14 protein-coding genes are annotated in these 16,104 nt (G+C 70.3%); all 14 read right to left on the bottom strand.

All coding sequences use genetic code 11. The annotated features are described in order from the left end of the window. Positions 1 to 130: 130 nt before the first annotated feature. Positions 131 to 766, bottom strand: coding sequence for a carbonic anhydrase (locus FPV26_RS04970; protein ID WP_147652615.1), 636 nt, complete (start codon positions 764 to 766; stop codon positions 131 to 133). Then, on the bottom strand, positions 767 to 2,098 hold the full coding sequence (locus FPV26_RS04975) for an MFS transporter (protein WP_147652616.1): 1,332 nt from the start codon (positions 2,096 to 2,098) through the stop codon (positions 767 to 769). It lies immediately after the preceding gene. A gap of 19 nt (positions 2,099 to 2,117) precedes the next feature. Further along, positions 2,118 to 2,996 (bottom strand): peptidylprolyl isomerase, encoded by an 879-nt coding sequence (locus FPV26_RS04980; protein WP_147652617.1) that lies wholly within the window; start codon positions 2,994 to 2,996, stop codon positions 2,118 to 2,120. Between the two features lie 3 nt (positions 2,997 to 2,999). Then, on the bottom strand, positions 3,000 to 3,701 hold the full coding sequence (gene narI / locus FPV26_RS04985) for a respiratory nitrate reductase subunit gamma (RefSeq protein WP_147652618.1): 702 nt from the start codon (positions 3,699 to 3,701) through the stop codon (positions 3,000 to 3,002). A 4-nt stretch (positions 3,702 to 3,705) separates the two neighbouring features. After that, positions 3,706 to 4,473, bottom strand: coding sequence for a nitrate reductase molybdenum cofactor assembly chaperone (gene narJ / locus FPV26_RS04990; protein WP_147652619.1), 768 nt, complete (start codon positions 4,471 to 4,473; stop codon positions 3,706 to 3,708). Then, positions 4,470 to 6,017, bottom strand: a complete 1,548-nt coding sequence (narH, locus tag FPV26_RS04995) for a nitrate reductase subunit beta (RefSeq protein ID WP_147652620.1) — start codon at positions 6,015 to 6,017, stop codon at positions 4,470 to 4,472. The genes narJ and narH overlap by 4 nt, the downstream gene beginning before the upstream one ends. Continuing rightward, entirely contained in the window at positions 6,014 to 9,757 is a 3,744-nt protein-coding gene (locus FPV26_RS05000; protein WP_147652621.1) for a nitrate reductase subunit alpha, read from the bottom strand. The genes narH and FPV26_RS05000 overlap by 4 nt, the downstream gene beginning before the upstream one ends. Before the next feature lie 19 nt (positions 9,758 to 9,776). Next, positions 9,777 to 11,165: an MFS transporter gene (locus tag FPV26_RS05005; protein ID WP_147652622.1), complete on the bottom strand. Its 1,389-nt coding sequence runs from the start codon at positions 11,163 to 11,165 to the stop codon at positions 9,777 to 9,779. A gap of 170 nt (positions 11,166 to 11,335) precedes the next feature. After that, on the bottom strand, positions 11,336 to 12,517 hold the full coding sequence (locus FPV26_RS05010; RefSeq protein WP_181952559.1) for an alginate export family protein: 1,182 nt from the start codon (positions 12,515 to 12,517) through the stop codon (positions 11,336 to 11,338). Between the two features lie 249 nt (positions 12,518 to 12,766). Continuing rightward, positions 12,767 to 13,096, bottom strand: a complete 330-nt coding sequence (locus FPV26_RS05015; protein ID WP_147652624.1) for a hypothetical protein — start codon at positions 13,094 to 13,096, stop codon at positions 12,767 to 12,769. 6 nt (positions 13,097 to 13,102) lie between these two features. Further along, positions 13,103 to 13,582, bottom strand: coding sequence for a molybdenum cofactor biosynthesis protein MoaE (locus FPV26_RS05020; RefSeq protein ID WP_147652625.1), 480 nt, complete (start codon positions 13,580 to 13,582; stop codon positions 13,103 to 13,105). Between the two features lies 1 nt (position 13,583). Next, on the bottom strand, positions 13,584 to 13,844 hold the full coding sequence (locus FPV26_RS05025) for a MoaD/ThiS family protein (protein WP_147652626.1): 261 nt from the start codon (positions 13,842 to 13,844) through the stop codon (positions 13,584 to 13,586). Continuing rightward, positions 13,841 to 15,097: a molybdopterin molybdotransferase MoeA gene (locus FPV26_RS05030; RefSeq protein ID WP_147652627.1), complete on the bottom strand. Its 1,257-nt coding sequence runs from the start codon at positions 15,095 to 15,097 to the stop codon at positions 13,841 to 13,843. Before FPV26_RS05030 ends, FPV26_RS05025 begins: the two co-directional genes overlap by 4 nt. Continuing rightward, positions 15,094 to 16,104, bottom strand: a complete 1,011-nt coding sequence (gene moaCB / locus FPV26_RS05035) for a bifunctional molybdenum cofactor biosynthesis protein MoaC/MoaB (protein WP_147652628.1) — start codon at positions 16,102 to 16,104, stop codon at positions 15,094 to 15,096. Before moaCB ends, FPV26_RS05030 begins: the two co-directional genes overlap by 4 nt.

The following is a 16,104-nucleotide window of genomic DNA, read 5'->3' on the forward strand; positions in this document are numbered from 1 at the left end:
TGTTCGGGCGTGATGGGGAGAATCCGACGTGGGGACCATGCTCAGTCACGGTCGCAAGACCCAGGCGCAATCGGTCGCCCACGTCGGCTCTCGACGCCTACCCTCTCAGAAACTCAAGAGATAAGGCGGGTCAGGCCGTTTCCGGCACGCCCTCGAAGAACCGGACCTCGCCGCTGGCGAGGTCGTAGTCGGCGCCGACGATGCGCAGGCGCCCGCTCTCCAGCCGCTCCTCCAGCAGGCGCGAGGCGCTGCGCAGCACGTGGATGGTGGCGCGGACGTTGGCGCGCACCGCCTCGGGCATCAGTTCCTCGGCCGTGCGGCAGCCGCAGCCCTGCACCAGCGGCAGCAGCGCCGGGCTGATCCGGTCCACGATCGCGTGCAGGCCGGGCGTGGTCGCTTCCGGTCGGAAGCAGTGGTCCAGGCTGGCACGCACCGCGCCGCAGTTGGAGTGGCCGAGCACCACCACCAGCTCCACGCCGAAGCGGTCCACCGCGAACTCGATGCTGCCGATCTGCGACGGCGCGGCGATGTTGCCGGCGACCCGGATCACGAACAGGTCGCCCAGGCCCTGGTCGAAGATGAACTCGGCCGGGGCGCGCGAGTCGGAGCAGCCCAGGATCACCGCGAACGGATGCTGGGCCATCGCCTGCTCGGCACGGCGCGCGTGGCTGAGCAGCACGTCGAGGCTGACCACATGCTCGACGAAGCGGCGGTTGCCTTCGCGCAACCGCCGCAGCGCTTCGTCGGCGTCCAGGTGCCGGTCCATTCAGCGCGCTTCGCCGCCGGCGGCGATGATCTCCGGCAGGTCGGTCTCGGTGGTGATCTGCGGGAAGTGTGCGCGCTCCATGCGGCGGATCGCGAAGTGCATCCAGGTCAGCGCGGTGGCGACCAGCACGAACAGCAGCATGAAGCAGCTGGTCCAGACCCCGGTCAGGTCGTTGAGCGCGCCGAAGGCGATCGGCAGGAGGAAGCCGCCCAGGCCGCCGATCATCCCGACCACGCCCCCCACCGAGCCGACATGGTGCGGGTAGTAGACCGGGATGTGCTTGTACACCGCGGCCTTGCCCAGCGACATGAAGAAGCCGAGCACGAACACCAGCACCGTGAACGGTACCACGCCCATGGCCAGGGTGAACTCGATCGGCCCTTCGATGCCCTGCACGATGTAGGTGGTGGACGGGTACGAGAGCAGGAACGTGCACAGCACCGACATGCCGAAGGTCCAGTACATCACCCTGCGTGCGCCGACCCGGTCGCTGAGCCAGCCGCCGACGATGCGGAACAGCGAGGCCGGGATCGAATACATCGCGCCGATCATGCCGGCGGTCGCCACGTCCAGGCCGTAGGCACCGACCAGGTAGCGCGGCAGCCACAGCGCCAGCGCCACGAACGCGCCGAACACGAAGAAGTAGTACAGCGAGAAGCGCCAGACCTGGATGTTCTTCAGCGGCTCGAGCTGCTTGAGGAACGGCTCCGGCCTGGCGCCGCTGGCCCTGCGCGCGGCGTGCTGCGGGTCGTCCTTGGTCAGCAGGAAGAACACGACCGCGGTGATCGCCAGCGCCGCCGCCCAGATCTGCGCCACGGTGTGCCAGCCGTAGGCGACCATGATCAGCGGCGCGCCGAGCTTGGTCACCGCCGCGCCGACGTTGCCGGCGCCGAAGATGCCCAGCGCGGTGCCCTGCTTCTCCTTCGGGAACCACTTGGACACGTAGGCGATGCCGACCGCGAAGCTGCCGCCGGCGATGCCGACCAGCAGCGCCGCGAACAGGTAGCCCTCGTAGGTGTTCATCCTGGTCAGCAGCCAGGTCGCCGCCGAGGCGGCGAGCATGACCGCGGTGAACACGATGCGGCCGCCGATCTGGTCGGTCCAGATGCCGAGCGCGAGCCGGATCAGCGAGCCGGTGAGGATGGGCGTGGCCACCAGCAGGCCGAACTGGGTGTCGTTCAGGCCCAGTTGCTGCTTGATCTGCAGCCCGATGATGGAAAAGATCGTCCACACCGCGAAGCACACGGTGAAGGCGAAGGTGCTGGCCCACAGCGCGGTCTGCTGCTGGGCCGACGATACGGGTGCGGCACTGCCGACGGCGACACTGCTCATGGCGAGGCTCCGATGGTCTCTAGACGAAATCGTCGAGGCCGCTCACCGGATACCGCTCGGCGAGCAGCCGCAGGTATTGGTGGATCGCGTTCTGCCGGGCCTGGGTCTCCAGGTACGCGGCGATCTTCGGCGCCGCCTCGGCGAATTCCAGCGGTTCCCCGCGCTCGATGGCGTCCACGTGCACGACGTGGTGGCCCCAGCGCGATTCGACCGTCAGCCCGGCCAGGCCGGGCTTGAGCATGAACAACTGGCGCTCGAACTCGGGCGTGGTGTCGCCGCGTTCGATCCAGCCGAGCTCGCCGCCGGCATCGCGCGAGGGGCAGCCCGAATGGCGCATGGCCAGCTCGGCGAAGCGCTCGGGGTGCTCGCGCAGCTCGGCGATCAGCGCCTCGCCCTGCTCGCAGGCGCGGGCCCGCGCGCGCGCGTCGGCCGGCGGAGCCGCGAGCAGGATGTGCCGGGCCAGGATCCGGTCGGGGTGGTGCAGCCGCTGGCGGTTGTGCTCGAAATACTGGCGGCAGGCGGCCTCGTCCGGCTGCGGCACCGGTGCCTCGCGTTCGAGCAGGACGCGGATGCAGGCCTCCTCGCGCGTTTCCCCGTCCTCCGGCTGCACCGTCTCGTGCAGGCCCAGGCGCTCGATCTCCAGGCGCAGCAGCTCGCGCACCACCAGCGCCCGCGCCGCCTCGTTGCGCGCGGCGTGCGGGTCGGCGGCGCGGTGGTACTGCATCTCGCGCGCGATCTCGGCCTCGCTGATCGTGGTGTCCCCCACCCTCACCCACGCGGGCGCCGGGCCCGGCAGCGGCCGGCTCGGGTCGTCGTCGTGCGCGTGCGTCCGGGCGCCGGCGCGTGCCGCCTCGGACAGCGCGCCCTGGTCCATCACGATCGGGATTGCGCGGCTCATGGCTCAGCGTCCGGAGTAGTCCAGCGGCGCCGGGCGCTTGCGCACCACCTGGTAGGGCCGGGTCAGGTACGACAGCGGGATGGACCAGATGTGCACCAGGCGCGTGAACGGGAAGATCAGCACCAGCACCATCCCCAGGAACACGTGCGCCTTGTAGATCCAGTGCGCGTCGGCGATGTAGCCGGCGGCGCCGGGGCGGAAGGTGACGATGTGCTGCGCCCACTCGGCCAGCTTGGTCATCTGCACGCCGTCCAGGTGCCCGGCGGAGACGAAGATCGAGGCCAGGCCGAGGATCAGCTGCGCGTACAGCAGCACCAGCACCAGGATGTCGCGCGCGGCGGAGGTGGCGCGGATGCGCGGATTGAACAGCCGGCGCAGCAGCAGGACGGTCAGGCCGACGAAGGCGATCACGCCGAAGATGCCGCCGACCACCATCGCCAGCAGTTGCTTCTGGCCGGCGGTGATGAACGGCTCGTACAGCGCGTGCGGGGTCAGCAGGCCGACCAGGTGGCCGAGCAGGATCGTGATCACGCCGACGTGGAACCAGTTGCTGCCCAGCCGCATCCACTTGCCGGACAGCAGCTGGCTGGAGCCGGTGCGCCAGGTGTAGGCGGCATGGTCGAAGCGGGCCCAGCTGCCGATCAGGAACACCGCCAGGGCCAGGTAGGGAAAGATCTGGAAGCTGAAGTAGTCGAGTGCGTTCATGGCGTCACCTGGCGTTTGCCCCCCTCCCGCCCTCCCCCCGCAAGCGGGGGGAGGGGGCATGCACTCCCTCCCCCGCTTGCGGGGAAGGGTTGGGGTGGGGGTGCGAAGGGGGGGAGTGCGCGGCCGGCAACCGCGTCGGTGGCTTGCAGTCCTCGGCCGGCGCCTCGGCGCCGAAGCGCACGGCCTCCTCCTCCCACACCGCGTCCATCGCCTCGGGCGTGTCGTCGCGCGCCTCGGCGGCGACGCGGTCGCGCAGCGGGCCGAGTTCGACCTTGCCCCGGGCGAGTTCGACCAGGGCTTCCAACGGCGCGGCGTACGGGCTGCCGCGTTCGGCGGCGCGGGCGGCGAGCAGTTCGAGGATATGGCCGATGTGGTGCAGCCAGTCGGCGACCTCCTCCGCCGGCCGCTGCGACAGGAACTCCAGCACCACCGGCAGGTAGTCCGGCAGTTCGCGCGTGTCCAGCTCGAAGCCGGCGCGGCGGTAGGTCTCCACCAGGTCCACCATCGCCTGGCCGCGGTCCCGCGATTCGCCGTGGATGTGCTCGAACAGCAGCAGGCTCATCGCCCGGCCGCGGTCGAACAGCGACAGCCAGCGTTCCTGCGCCTCCATCGGCTCGAGCGCGAGCAGGCCGGCGACGAAGCCGGCGAGCCGTTCGCGCCGCGCCGGCGGGAGCTCGGCGTCGGCCGCCGCCGCCAGCAGCTCGTCCCGGTGCCACCACAGCGCGTCCTGCGGGTAGTCGAGCAGCACGCCGATCAGCTTGAGCGTCTTCATGCGATCTCCCGCTCCGCCTTCTGCCGCGCCGGCGGCACCTGGTAGGTGCTGTTCGGACGACCGCCGAACAGGGCCTCGGCCGGCGAGGCCGGGCTGCAGCCGTTGCCGAAGGTGAAGCCGCAGCCGCCGCGCTCGCCGAAGGCGTCATGGGCATACTCGCGGTGCGCGCTGGGCACCACGAAGCGGTCCTCGTAGTTGGCGATCGCCAGATAGCGGTACATCTCCTCGGCCTGGGCCACGGTCAGGCCGGCCTGGGCCAGTACCTCGGTGTCCTCGACGCCGTCCACGTGCATCGCCCGGCGCCAGGCGCGCATGGCCAGCATGCGTTCCAGCGCCCGGATCACCGGCGCCTCGTCGCCGGCGGTGAGCATGTTGGCCAGGTAGCGCACCGGGATGCGCAGCGACTTCACGTCCGGGAGCTCGCCGTTCTTGCCGACCCTGCCGGCGTCCGCGGCGGACTGGATCGGCGACAGCGGCGGCACGTACCAGACCATCGGCAGCGTGCGGTACTCGGGGTGCAGCGGCAGCGCCAGCCGCCACTCCACCGCCAGCTTGTACACCGGCGAGCGCGTGGCGGCCTCCAGCCAGCTGTCCGGGATGCCCTCGGCGCGCGCAGCGGCGACCACTTCGGGGTCGTGCGGGTCGAGGAAGATGTCCAGGTGCGCCGGGTACAGGTCCTTCTCCGAGGCCACGCTGGCCGCCTGCTCGATCCGGTCGGCGTCGTACAGCAGCACGCCGAGGTAGCGGATGCGGCCGACGCAGGTCTCCGAGCACACCGTCGGCTCGCCCATCTCGATGCGCGGGTAGCAGAAGATGCACTTCTCGGACTTGCCGGTCTTCCAGTTGTAGTAGATCTTCTTGTACGGGCAGCCGGACACGCACATGCGCCAGCCGCGGCACTTGTCCTGGTCGATCAGGACGATGCCGTCCTCCTCGCGCTTGTAGATCGCGCCCGACGGGCACGAGGCCACGCACGCCGGATTGAGGCAGTGCTCGCACAGGCGTGGCAGGTACATCATGAAAGTCTTCTCGAATGCGCCGTAGATCTCGCGCTGCACGTTGTCGAAGTTCTTGTCCCTGGCGCGCTTGGCGAACTCGGTGCCGAGGATCTCCTCCCAGTTCGGCCCCCAGTGGATCTTCTGCATGCGCTGGCCGGAGATCAGCGAGCGCGGGCGCGCGGTCGGCTGGTGCTGGCCCTCCGGCGCCTCGTGCAGGTGGTGGTAGTCGAAGTCGAACGGCTCGTAGTAGTCGTCGATCTGCGGCAGATCCGGGTTGGCGAAGATCTTCGACAGCAGGCGGAAGCGGCCGCCGGCCTTGAGCTGCAGTCTGCCGCCGGAATTGCGGATCCAGCCGCCGTTCCACTTCTGCTGGTTCTCCCATTCCTTCGGGTAGCCGACGCCGGGCTTGGTCTCGACGTTGTTGAACCAGGCGTACTCGACGCCTTCGCGGCTGGTCCAGACGTTCTTGCAGGTGATCGAGCAGGTATGGCACCCGATGCACTTGTCCAGGTTCAGGACCATCGCGATCTGGGCACGCACTTTCATCGGGAAGCCTCCTCGGTCGCCGGCACGGGTTCGCCGTCCAGCCAGTCCACCTTGTTCATCTTGCGCACGACCACGAACTCGTCGCGGTTGGTGCCGGTGGTGCCGTAGTAGTTGAAGCCGTAGGCCAGCTGCGCGTAGCTGCCGATCATGTGGGTCGGCTTGACCACCGCGCGGGTCACCGAGTTGTGGATGCCGCCTCGGGTGCCGGTGATCTCGCTGCCGGGTGTGTTGATGATTCGTTCCTGCGCGTGGTACATCATCGCCATCCCGGGCATCACCCGCTGGCTTACCACCGCGCGCGCCGAGATCGCGCCGTTGACGTTGAACAGCTCGATCCAGTCGTTGTCCTCGATCCCGGCCTCGCGCGCGTCGTCCTCGCTCAGCCACACGATCGGGCCGCCGCGCGAGAGCGTCTGCATGATCAGGTTGTCGCTGTAGGTGCTGTGGATGCCCCACTTCTGGTGCGGGGTGATCCAGTTGAGGACGATCTCGCGGTTGCCGTTGGGTTTCCTGCCCATGATCGGGGCGATGGTCTTGGTGTTGACCGGCGGCCGGTACTGCATGAAGCCCTCGCCGAAGGCCAGCATCCACTCGTGGTCCTGGTAGAACTGCTGGCGCCCGGTGAGCGTGCGCCACGGGATCAGCTCGTGGACGTTGGTGTAGCCGGCGTTGTAGCTGACGTGCTCGTCCTCCAGGCCGGACCACACCGGCGAGGAGATGATCTTGCGCGGCTGCGCCTGCACGTCGCGGAAGCGGATCGCCTCGTGCTCCTTGCCCCTGGCAAGGTGGGTGTGGTCGCGGCCGGTGAACCTGCCCAGCGCCTCCCAGGCCTTGACCGCCACGTGGCCGTTGGTCTCCGGCGCGAGGTGCAGGATCACCTCGGCGGCGTCGATCGCCGACTCGATGCGCGGCCGGCCCTGGCTGATGCCCGCCTCGGTGACGACGTGGTTGAGCTCGCCGAGGAACCCGACTTCGTCCCGGGTGTCCCAGGTCAGGCCCTTGCCCCAGTTGCCCAGCTTGTCGAGCAGCGGGCCGAGCGAGGTGAACTTGCGGTACAGGTTCGGGTAGTCGCGCTCGACCACCACCATGTTCGGCATGGTCTTGCCCGGGATGGGCTCGCACTCGCCCTTCTTCCAGTCGCGCACATCCGGCATCGCCAGCTCGCCGGGGGTGTCGTGCAGGGTGGGCACCAGCACCAGGTCCTTCTCGACGCCGAGCACGCCTGGCGCCAGCTCGCTGACCGTGCGCGCGATGCCCTTGAAGATGTCCCAGTCGCTGCGCGCTTCCCAGGCCGGATCCACCGCCTTCGACAGCGGGTGGATGAACGGGTGCATGTCGGAGGTGTTGAGGTCGTTCTTCTCGTACCAGGTCGCGGTCGGCAGCACCACGTCGGAATACAGCGCGGTGGTGCACATGCGGAAGTCGAGCGTGACCAGCAGGTCGAGCTTGCCTTCCGGCGCCTCGTCGTGCCACTTCACCTCTTCCGGCTTGGCCGCGCCGCGCTGGCCGAGGTCCTTGCCCTGCAGCCCGTGGCGGGTGCCGAGCAGGTGCTTGAGCATGTACTCGTGGCCCTTGCCGGAGGAGCCGAGCAGGTTGCTGCGCCAGATGAACAGGTTGCGCGGGAAGTTCTGCGGCGCGTCCGGATCGGCGAACGCGAAGTCGAGCGCGCCGGACTTGAACTGCGCCACCGCGTGCTGCACCGGGTCGGCGCCCTGCGCTTCCGCCTCGCGTACCAGGTCCAGCGGATTGCGGTCCAACTGCGGCGCCGAGGGCAGCCAGCCCATGCGCACCGCGCGCAGGTTGAAGTCCACCAGGCTGCCCGTGTACTTCTTCGGGTCGGCCAGCGGCGAGAGGATCTCCTCCACGCCCAGCTTCTCGTAGCGCCACTGGTCGGAGTTGAAGTACCAGAAGCTGGTGCCGTTCATCTGCCGCGGCGGGCGGCTCCAGTCGAGCGCGAACGCCAGCGGCAGCCAGCCCGACTGCGGACGCAGTTTCTCCTGGCCGACGTAGTGCGCCCAGCCGCCGCCGCTCTGGCCCACGCAACCGCACATCACGAGCATGTTGATCAGCCCGCGATAGTTCATGTCGTTGTGGAACCAGTGGTTCATCGCCGCGCCGACGATGATCATCGAGCGGCCGCGGGTGCGGTCGGCGTTGCGGGCGAACTCGCGCGCGATCTGGATCACCTGCGCGCGCGGCACCCCGGTGATCTTCTCCTGCCAGGCCGGCGTGCCGGGCACGTCGGCGTGGTAGTCGCGGGTGACGTACTTGCCGCCGAAGCCCTGGTCGACGCCGTACTGCGCCAGCAGCAGGTCGTACACCGTGGCGACCAGGCATTCCTCGCCGTTGGCCAGCCGCATCCGCCGCGCCGGCACGCGCTTGTGCAGCACGTCCTCGAACGCGCTCGCGGTCCACTTCTCGTGGGCGATGCCGCCGAAGTAGGGGAACGCGACCTCGACCACCTCGTCGTGCGCGTTCTTCAGGCTCAGGCGCAGGCGGGTGTCGCGGCCGCGGCTGTCGCGTTCCTCGATGTTCCACTTGCCCTGCTCGCCCCAGCGGAAGCCGATCGAGCCGTTCGGCACGACGAGCTCGCCGCTGTTCTCGTCGAACGCCAGCGTCTTCCACTCCGGGTTGTTGCCTTCGCCCAACGCGCCCTCGAGGTCGGCGGCACGCAGGAAGCGGCCGGCGGCGAGCTGGCCGTCGTCACGGCGGTCCAGCCGCACCAGCAGCGGCATGTCGGAGTACTGCCGGCAGTAGTCCTGGAAGTAGGCCGACGGGTTGTCGACGTGGAACTCGCGCAGGATCACGTGGCCGAACGCGAATGCCAGCGCCGCGTCGGTGCCCTGCTTGGGATGCAGCCAGACGTCGGTGAGCTTGGCGACCTCGGAGTAGTCCGGGGTGATCGCCACCGTCTTGGTGCCGTTGTAGCGCGCCTCGACGAAGAAGTGCGCGTCCGGCGTGCGCGTCTGCGGGACGTTGGAGCCCCAGGCGATGATGTACTTCGAGTTGTACCAGTCGGCCGACTCCGGCACGTCGGTCTGCTCGCCCCACACCTGCGGGCTGGACGGCGGCAGGTCGCAGTACCAGTCGTAGAAACTCAGACACGCGCCGCCCAGCAGCGAGAGATAACGCGCGCCGGCGGCGTAGGACACCATGGACATCGCCGGGATCGGCGAGAAGCCGATCACCCGGTCGGGGCCGTACTTCCTGACCGTGTAGAGGTTGGCCGCGGCGATCAGCTCGTTCGCCTCCTCCCAGCGCACGCGGACGAAGCCGCCCATGCCGCGCTTGGACTTGTAGCTCTTCGCCTTGTCCGCGTCCTCGACGATGCTGGCCCAGGCGTCCACCGGCGCCTTCGACTTGCGCGCCTCGCGCCACAGCCGCAGCAGCGCGCTGCGCATCAGCGGGTACTTCACCCGGTTGGCGCTGTACAGGTACCAGGAGTAGCTGGCGCCGCGCGGACAGCCGCGCGGCTCGTGGTTGGGCAGGTCGGGACGGGTGCGCGGATAGTCGGTCTGCTGCGTTTCCCACGTCACCAGGCCGTTCTTGACGTAGACCTTCCAACTGCACGAACCGGTGCAGTTCACGCCGTGGGTGGAGCGCACGATCTTGTCGTACTGCCAGCGCTGGCGGTAGCCGTCCTCCCACGAGCGGTCCTGCCGCTTGGTGACGCCGTGGCCGCCCGAGAACGGCTCGTCTGTGCGCTTGAGGAAGTCGAGTCGGTCGAGGAAGTAACTCATCAGGGGCTCCTGGCCGGGCTCAGCACGGCTTCTCGGCGCCGCGGCGCCAGTAGTAGTGGTAGTTCAGCGCCAGGCCGATGCCGTACAGGGCGACGAAGCACCACAGCGCCGGGTTCGGGCTGCCGGTAGCGGCGATCGAGCGGCCGAGCACGATCGGCACGAAGAACCCGAACAGCAGCACCGCCATCGCCGCGGAGAAGCCGAGTACCGGCGAGGCCTGCCTGGGCTCGAAGATCATCACGATCTGCTTGAACACGCTGGCGTTGCCGATGCCGGCGCCGAAGAACATGCCGAGCAGGATCAGGAAGAACAGGCCGAAGTCGGCGCTGGAGCCGGGCGCGGTGAGGAAGGTCAGCGCGGCAGTCGAACCGATCAGGATCGCGAACACGCCCATGGTGACGTTGGCGCCGCCGAAGCGGTCGGCGAGCACGCCGCCGACCGGGCGCACCAGCGCGCCCACCAGCGGCCCGATCCAGGCCCAGGCCAGCGGGTCGGGCGCGTCCGGCAGCTTGCCGAACACTTCCTTGATCAGGGTGGGCGTCGCCGCCGCCATGCCGGAAAACGTGCCGAAGGTGAGGGTATAGAGGATGGTCTGGATCCAGGTGTGCTTGAGCTTGACCACCTTCATCTGCTCGACGAAATCGCCGCGCGCGGGATGGTTCTTCATCCCGAACAGCACCAGCAGGCTCAGCACGATGGTGGGGATCAGCCACACGTAGGCCGCGTTCTGCGGCCACATCGGCACCTGCTTGAGCACTTCCTGCGTCTTCGGGTCGGTGACGTTGAAGGTCATCGGGTCGCCGGCGTAGGCGCCGAACACGCCCGCGGTGATCACCGCGGGCACCAGGAACTGCGCCACGCTGGTGCCCAGGTTGCCGATGCCGACGTTGACCCCGAGCGCGGTGCCGCCCAGCCGCTTGGGGAACCACAGGCTGATGTTGGCCGAGGAGCTGGAGATCTGCCCGCCGGCGCAGAAGCCGGCGACGCCGGCCCAGAACAGCAGGGTCGAGAACGGCGTGGTCGGGTCCTGCACCACGTGGGCGATGCCGAAGATCGGGACCAGCAGCGCCACCGTGAACAGGAAGGTGGTCCACATGCCGCCGATCTTGAGCACGAGGAAGGTATGCGGGAAACGGGCGACCGCACCCATCAGCAGCGCCATCGCCGGCAGCCAGAAGCGCTGCTCGACGCTGAGCTGGAAGCCCAGCCCGGGCAGGCGCACGACCAGCGCGCTCCAGGTGAACCACACCGCGAAGGCGAGGTGCAGCGCGAGCATGGAGATGATCAGGGTGCGGACGGCGAAGGCGCGGTTGGCCTGCCAGAACGCGGGTTCCTCCGGGCGCCATGCGGCGACTTCGAAGAAGCTGCCGCCGGGCGCGGTGGCGGCTTGGACTTTGGTGCTGCTCATGGGAACAGACTCCGGTGCTTGGATGGGGATGCCGTTGCGCAGTGGCGCCGGGATGCTGAGCCGTCCGAGCCTGCGGGCACGTTACGCCGGGGTCGCGGGCGCGGTCTTGATCTGCATCAAACCGCGCCGCCGGGCCGCCGGACGCGCGCAGGCGCCGGATCGGCGCGGGTTCAGTGCTTCCACTCCAGTTGCAGCCACAGCTTGGTGGTGTCGCGGGCGAAGACGTCGCTGCGGTAGTCGGCGTACTTGATCAGGCTGCTCAGGCCGTCGGCGATCGGGAACGAGAGCTGCGCGTTCCATTCGCTGCCGTAGTCGGCGCCGCCGCGGTCTGCACCGTAGTCGTGGAAGGCCAGCAGCCATTGCGCCTTGGCCGCGCGGCCCTGCGTGGCCAGCGGCCCGCCGACGCTGAGATACAGGTCATCCAGGCCGTTCGGCGGCGTGGTCAGGAACTTGTCGGCCCAGCCGTTGAATGCGTGCAGGGTGGCCAGCGGGGTCTGGAACGCGGTGGTGCCGTCGCCGCCGAGCCGTTCGAAACCGAGTTTGGCGGTGTAACCCTTCCGGGTCAGGCCGCCCTCGAGCAGGAAGTAGTCGGCGTCGTTGCGGGCCGGCGCGTCGGCGTAGTCGTCCTGGCGTGCGTACTCGGCCGTGGCCAGCCAGCCCATGCCCTGCGCCAGGCTGCCCTTGGCGGTATAGCGCAGGCCCAGGTTGCGGTGCGAGGTCAGCGGCAGGGTGCGGTTCTCGATCAGGTGCGCATAGCCGGTGAGCGTGCCCGGGCCCACTTGCCCGGACAGGCTGAGCAGGTGCGCGTCGAGATCCCAGCGCGCCAGGCTGCGGTTGGGATGGTCGTTGCCGAACACGCGCTGGACCCGGTCGAGGTAGCTGTAGCGCAGGGTCGGGCCGCCGCCGAAGCGGTGCTGGACGTCGAGCGCGTCGAAGGTCTGCTCGTTCTGGCGCCAGCCGATGTTGCCGATGAAGCGCTGGTTGTCGTAGGCCAGGCGCTGGCGGCCGAAGGTGACCCGGGTGCGTTCGCCGGGCTGGTAATTGACCAGGAGCTGGTTGATCTCGGCGTTTTCGGGGTCGGCGACCTGCGGGTATGCGGTCTTGCCGTTGCGGGTGCTGTTGTAGCTGTCGTCGAACGCGACCGTGCCTTCGGCTTCGGCCAGGAAGCTCCAGCCTGAGCGGACCGGGCTGCGCCAGCCGATGCGGGCGCGCAGGGTGCCGGCCTCGGCGTCGCGGGCGAAGGCGTCGTCGTCCACCAGCTCGTAGCGCAGCCGCAGGTCGAGGCTCAAGCCTGGCTTGGGCGCGGGCGTGGCGGACTGGGCGGCGGCCATGCCCGGCAGCAGCAACGCCAAGGTGGCGGCGAGCAGGCGAGGCAGGGGCCGTCGGCCGTTGCCCGTCGTGGGAGTGGCGCCCTGCGGACGCCGTGCGAGGGAGTGGTTGCGGTCGGCCCGGGCCGACATTTGCACTGCGGCGCTCATCAGCCTTTCCCCTGTGGGAATTGGGATGCGCGCACGTTAGGGCCGTGTCGGAACTCCCGCATTGACCTGAATCAACCGGGGGCAAAAAAGCCGAAAAACCCCGGCGCAGCACCTGACGAAGGCTCAACGCCGGCGCGGCCCGCGCACCTGCAGGCTGTCGCGCACGTCCACCTCGAAGTCCAGGCGCAGGTCGCCGCCCAGCGTCAGCGCGAGCGCGTCGCGGCGCGGCAGGGTCTCGATGTAGGCGCGCAGCTCGGGTTCGGGCAGGGTCAGCCGCCATGCGGGGCCGTCGGGGTGCAGGCCGGCGGCCTGGCCGAGCCCGACCCGCAGCGTGAACAGCGGGGTCGTGCCCTGCCCCACGTCCAGCCCGAGGGGCTGCCCGGCCAGGAGCGCGGCCAGCTCGGCCTCGTCCAGGCGCAGGCGCAACGATTGCGGTTGGAGCTGGAGTTTCATCCGCGCTCAGTCGTGGTCGTGGGCATGGCCTTCGCACAGCGAGCAGCCTTCGCTCCAGACGCTGTCGCCGTCGAGGTAGTGCTCCTGCTTCCAGATCGGGGCCTGGTGCTTGACCTTCTCGATCATCAGCCGGCAGGCGCGGAAGGCCTCGTCGCGGTGCGGGGTGCCGGCGGCGACCACCACCGCCAGGTCGCCCACGCCCAGGCGTCCCTTCGCATGCGAGACGTGCAGCTTCAGGCGCGGCCCCACCAGCGCCCGCGCCTCCTCCGCGGCCTGCGCGAACACGGCCAGCGCGAGCGGGTCGAACATGTCGTAGCTGACCCCGACCACCTCGCGCCCCAGGTTCTGCGCGCGCACCTTGCCGACGAACATGGCGATGCCGCCGAACCCGGGATCGGAGACGAAATCGAGCGCAGCGGCCGGATCGAGCCGGTGCCGTGCGATGTCGGCGATGGCGAACTGCACCGTGTCCACGTGCGCGTCCATCTCAGCCTCCGCTCACCGGCGGCAGCACCGCCATGCGGCCGTCGGCCGGCACCGGCTCGCCCTCGCGCAGCACGGTGGTCTCGCTGGCGAAGGCCGAGCGTGCGAGCAGGCCGGAGTGGAACCCCGGCCAGTACGCTTCGGCGTGCGCGCGCAGCGCGGTGCGCACGTCGGCCACGCGGGCGTCGTCGGCCACCTCCAGTGTGACCGCCGCGGCGGGGGTGTACTGGCGCAAGGCGCCGAACAGGTTCAGTTCGATCTTCATGCGGTGCGGTCTCCGAACAGGCCGCCCTGCTCGTGGCCGGGCGGGAACACTTCGATTTCGCTGCCGGGCGGCAGGTGCGCGGCCTCGGCCGGCAGCACCGCCCAGGCGGTGGCGTCGAGCAGCGGCCGGGTCTTGAACGATTCCTGGCCGGGCAGCAGTTCCACCGCCACGCGGCCGCCGTCCAGGCGCAGGCGCGCCTTCTGGTGCATGCGGAAGCCGGGCTTCTTGCGCGCCTCGTGCGCGAGCGGCAGGCGCCAGCCTTGCTCCTCGGGCAGGCCGAGCAGAGCGCGCAGCGCCGGTTCGACGAAGAACCGCAGCCCCACCGCGCTCGACACAGGGTTGCCCGGCAGGCCGAAATACAGCGCGCCGTCGGGCAGGCGCGCGAACAGCAGCGGCTTGCCGGGACGCATGGCCACCTTGTGGAACAGGGTCTGCGCGCCCAGCGCGGACAGCGTGGCCGGCACGAAGTCGTAGCGCCCCATCGAGACCGCGCCGGTGCCCAGCACCAGCCGCGCGCCGGCCGCGAGCGCGCGCGCCAGCGCGGCGCGGAAGGCGTCGGCGTCGTCGGGCACGGATTCGCGGTGCACCACCTCCGCGCCGGCGGCGGCCAGGCGCGCGGCGAGGTACGGGCCGCTGGCATTGCGGATCTGTCCCGGGCGCAGCGGTTGCGCCGGATCCTCGACCAGCTCGCGCCCGGTGTACAGCACCGCCACGCGCGGGCGTTGCCGCACCGGCAGTTCGGCGATGCCCAGGCCCGCGGCGAGCAGCACGTGCTGCGGCCCGATGCGGCTGCCGGCCGCGAGCGCCGGCGCGCCGCGCGCGATGTCCTCGCCGGTGCGGCGCACGTGCTGTCCCGGCGGCACCTCGGCCAGCAGGCGGATCCGCGCCGGCCGGCCGTGGACGTCGCGCGCGAGTACTTCCACCTGTTCGACCGGGACCACGGCATCGAGCCCTTCGGGCACGCGCGCGCCGGTCATGATCTCCCACGCGCCCTCGCCTGCCGCGACCTGCCGGCCGTCGCCCGCGGCCTGTTCGCCGCGCACCGCGAACTCGCGGCCGGCGGCGACGACCGCGCCATGGCTGCGCAGCGCGAAACCGTCCATCGCCGAGTTGTCGAACGGCGGCAGGTCGGCGGGGCTGGCGATGTCGGCGGCCAGGACCCGGCCCAGCGCCGCTTCCAGGGCCACGCGTTCCACCGGCAGCGGTGCGCACTGCGCGCGCACGAGGGCCTGCGCTTCGCCCACCGGGATCATGGATGCGCCCCGCCGTCCATCATCGCCCGCGCATGCGCCAGCACCGGCGCGAGGATGGCGATGCCCTGCCCGACCGCGCGCGGGTTGCCCGGCAGCGCGATCACCAGGGTGGCGCCGACCAGCGCCGCGTCGGCGCGGCTGAGCCAGGCCAGCGGCGTGTGATGGCGGCTTTCGCTGCGGAACAGTTCGGCCAGTCCCGGCACCCGGCGCGTGGCCACCTGGGCCAGCGCCTCGGGCGTGATGTCGCGCGGGCCCAGGCCGGTGCCGCCGGTGGTGAGCACCAGGCCGACGCCGGCGTCGGCGAGTTCGCGCAGGCGCGCGGCCAGCGGTTCGATCTCGTCCGGCAGCACCTCGGAGGCGACCAGCTCGGCGCCGAGCCCGCACAGGGCCTCGGCCAGCAGCACGCCGGAGCGGTCCTGGTACACGCCGCGGCTGGCACGGTCGCTGAGCGTGAGCACCGCCGCCTTCCAGCCGTCCAGGCGCTGCGGCGCCTGCGGCCGGTAATGCGCCTGTTCGGCCTCGCTCATGCCGTCCGGATGCAGCCACAGCCCCTTCTTGCCGCCTTCCTTGAACAGCAGACGGATGCCGCCGAGCGCCAGCGCGGGCTCCACCGGCTTGGTCAGGTCGTACAGCGTCAGCAGCGCCGTTTGCACGCCGGCCAGCGCCTCCATCTCCACGCCGGTGCGCGCTTCGGTGGCGACCTCGCAATACACGCGGATGGCCTCGCGCTCGGACACCGGCACGCAGCGCACGTCCACCAGCTCGATCGGCAGCGGGTGGCACAGCGGCAACCACTGCGCCGCCTGCTTGGCGCCCTGCAATCCCGCCACTTCGGCCATCGCCAGCGCATCGCCCTTGGGCAGGCGGCGTTCGACGATCGCGCTGAACGCCTCCGGCCCGGCCAGCAGTTCGCCCACCGCCACCGCGCGGCGCGGGGTCGGCCGCTTGCGGCGGGTGTCGGCCATGTGGAAGCCGTCGCGGTCGAGGATGGAAACGGTGTCGGCCAT

Origin of the sequence: Vulcaniibacterium gelatinicum (genome assembly GCF_008033445.1) — a bacterium.
GTDB lineage: Bacteria > Pseudomonadota > Gammaproteobacteria > Xanthomonadales > Xanthomonadaceae > Vulcaniibacterium_B > Vulcaniibacterium_B gelatinicum.

Excerpts from the sequence above, each read along its gene's own strand:
- FPV26_RS04980 (WP_147652617.1), bottom strand. The coding sequence starts at position 2,996 with ATGAGCCGCGCAATCCCGATCGTGATGGACCAGGGCGCGCTGTCCGAG.
- narJ (WP_147652619.1), bottom strand. The coding sequence starts at position 4,473 with ATGAAGACGCTCAAGCTGATCGGCGTGCTGCTCGACTACCCGCAGGAC.
- narI (WP_147652618.1), bottom strand. The coding sequence starts at position 3,701 with ATGAACGCACTCGACTACTTCAGCTTCCAGATCTTTCCCTACCTGGCC.
- FPV26_RS05005 (WP_147652622.1), bottom strand. The coding sequence starts at position 11,165 with ATGAGCAGCACCAAAGTCCAAGCCGCCACCGCGCCCGGCGGCAGCTTC.
- FPV26_RS05025 (WP_147652626.1), bottom strand. The coding sequence starts at position 13,844 with ATGAAGATCGAACTGAACCTGTTCGGCGCCTTGCGCCAGTACACCCCC.
- FPV26_RS04970 (WP_147652615.1), bottom strand. The coding sequence starts at position 766 with ATGGACCGGCACCTGGACGCCGACGAAGCGCTGCGGCGGTTGCGCGAA.
- FPV26_RS05015 (WP_147652624.1), bottom strand. The coding sequence starts at position 13,096 with ATGAAACTCCAGCTCCAACCGCAATCGTTGCGCCTGCGCCTGGACGAG.
- moaCB (WP_147652628.1), bottom strand. The coding sequence starts at position 16,104 with ATGGCCGACACCGTTTCCATCCTCGACCGCGACGGCTTCCACATGGCC.
- FPV26_RS05000 (WP_147652621.1), bottom strand. The coding sequence starts at position 9,757 with ATGAGTTACTTCCTCGACCGACTCGACTTCCTCAAGCGCACAGACGAG.
- FPV26_RS05030 (WP_147652627.1), bottom strand. The coding sequence starts at position 15,097 with ATGATCCCGGTGGGCGAAGCGCAGGCCCTCGTGCGCGCGCAGTGCGCA.
- FPV26_RS05020 (WP_147652625.1), bottom strand. The coding sequence starts at position 13,582 with ATGGACGCGCACGTGGACACGGTGCAGTTCGCCATCGCCGACATCGCA.
- FPV26_RS04975 (WP_147652616.1), bottom strand. The coding sequence starts at position 2,098 with ATGAGCAGTGTCGCCGTCGGCAGTGCCGCACCCGTATCGTCGGCCCAG.
- narH (WP_147652620.1), bottom strand. The coding sequence starts at position 6,017 with ATGAAAGTGCGTGCCCAGATCGCGATGGTCCTGAACCTGGACAAGTGC.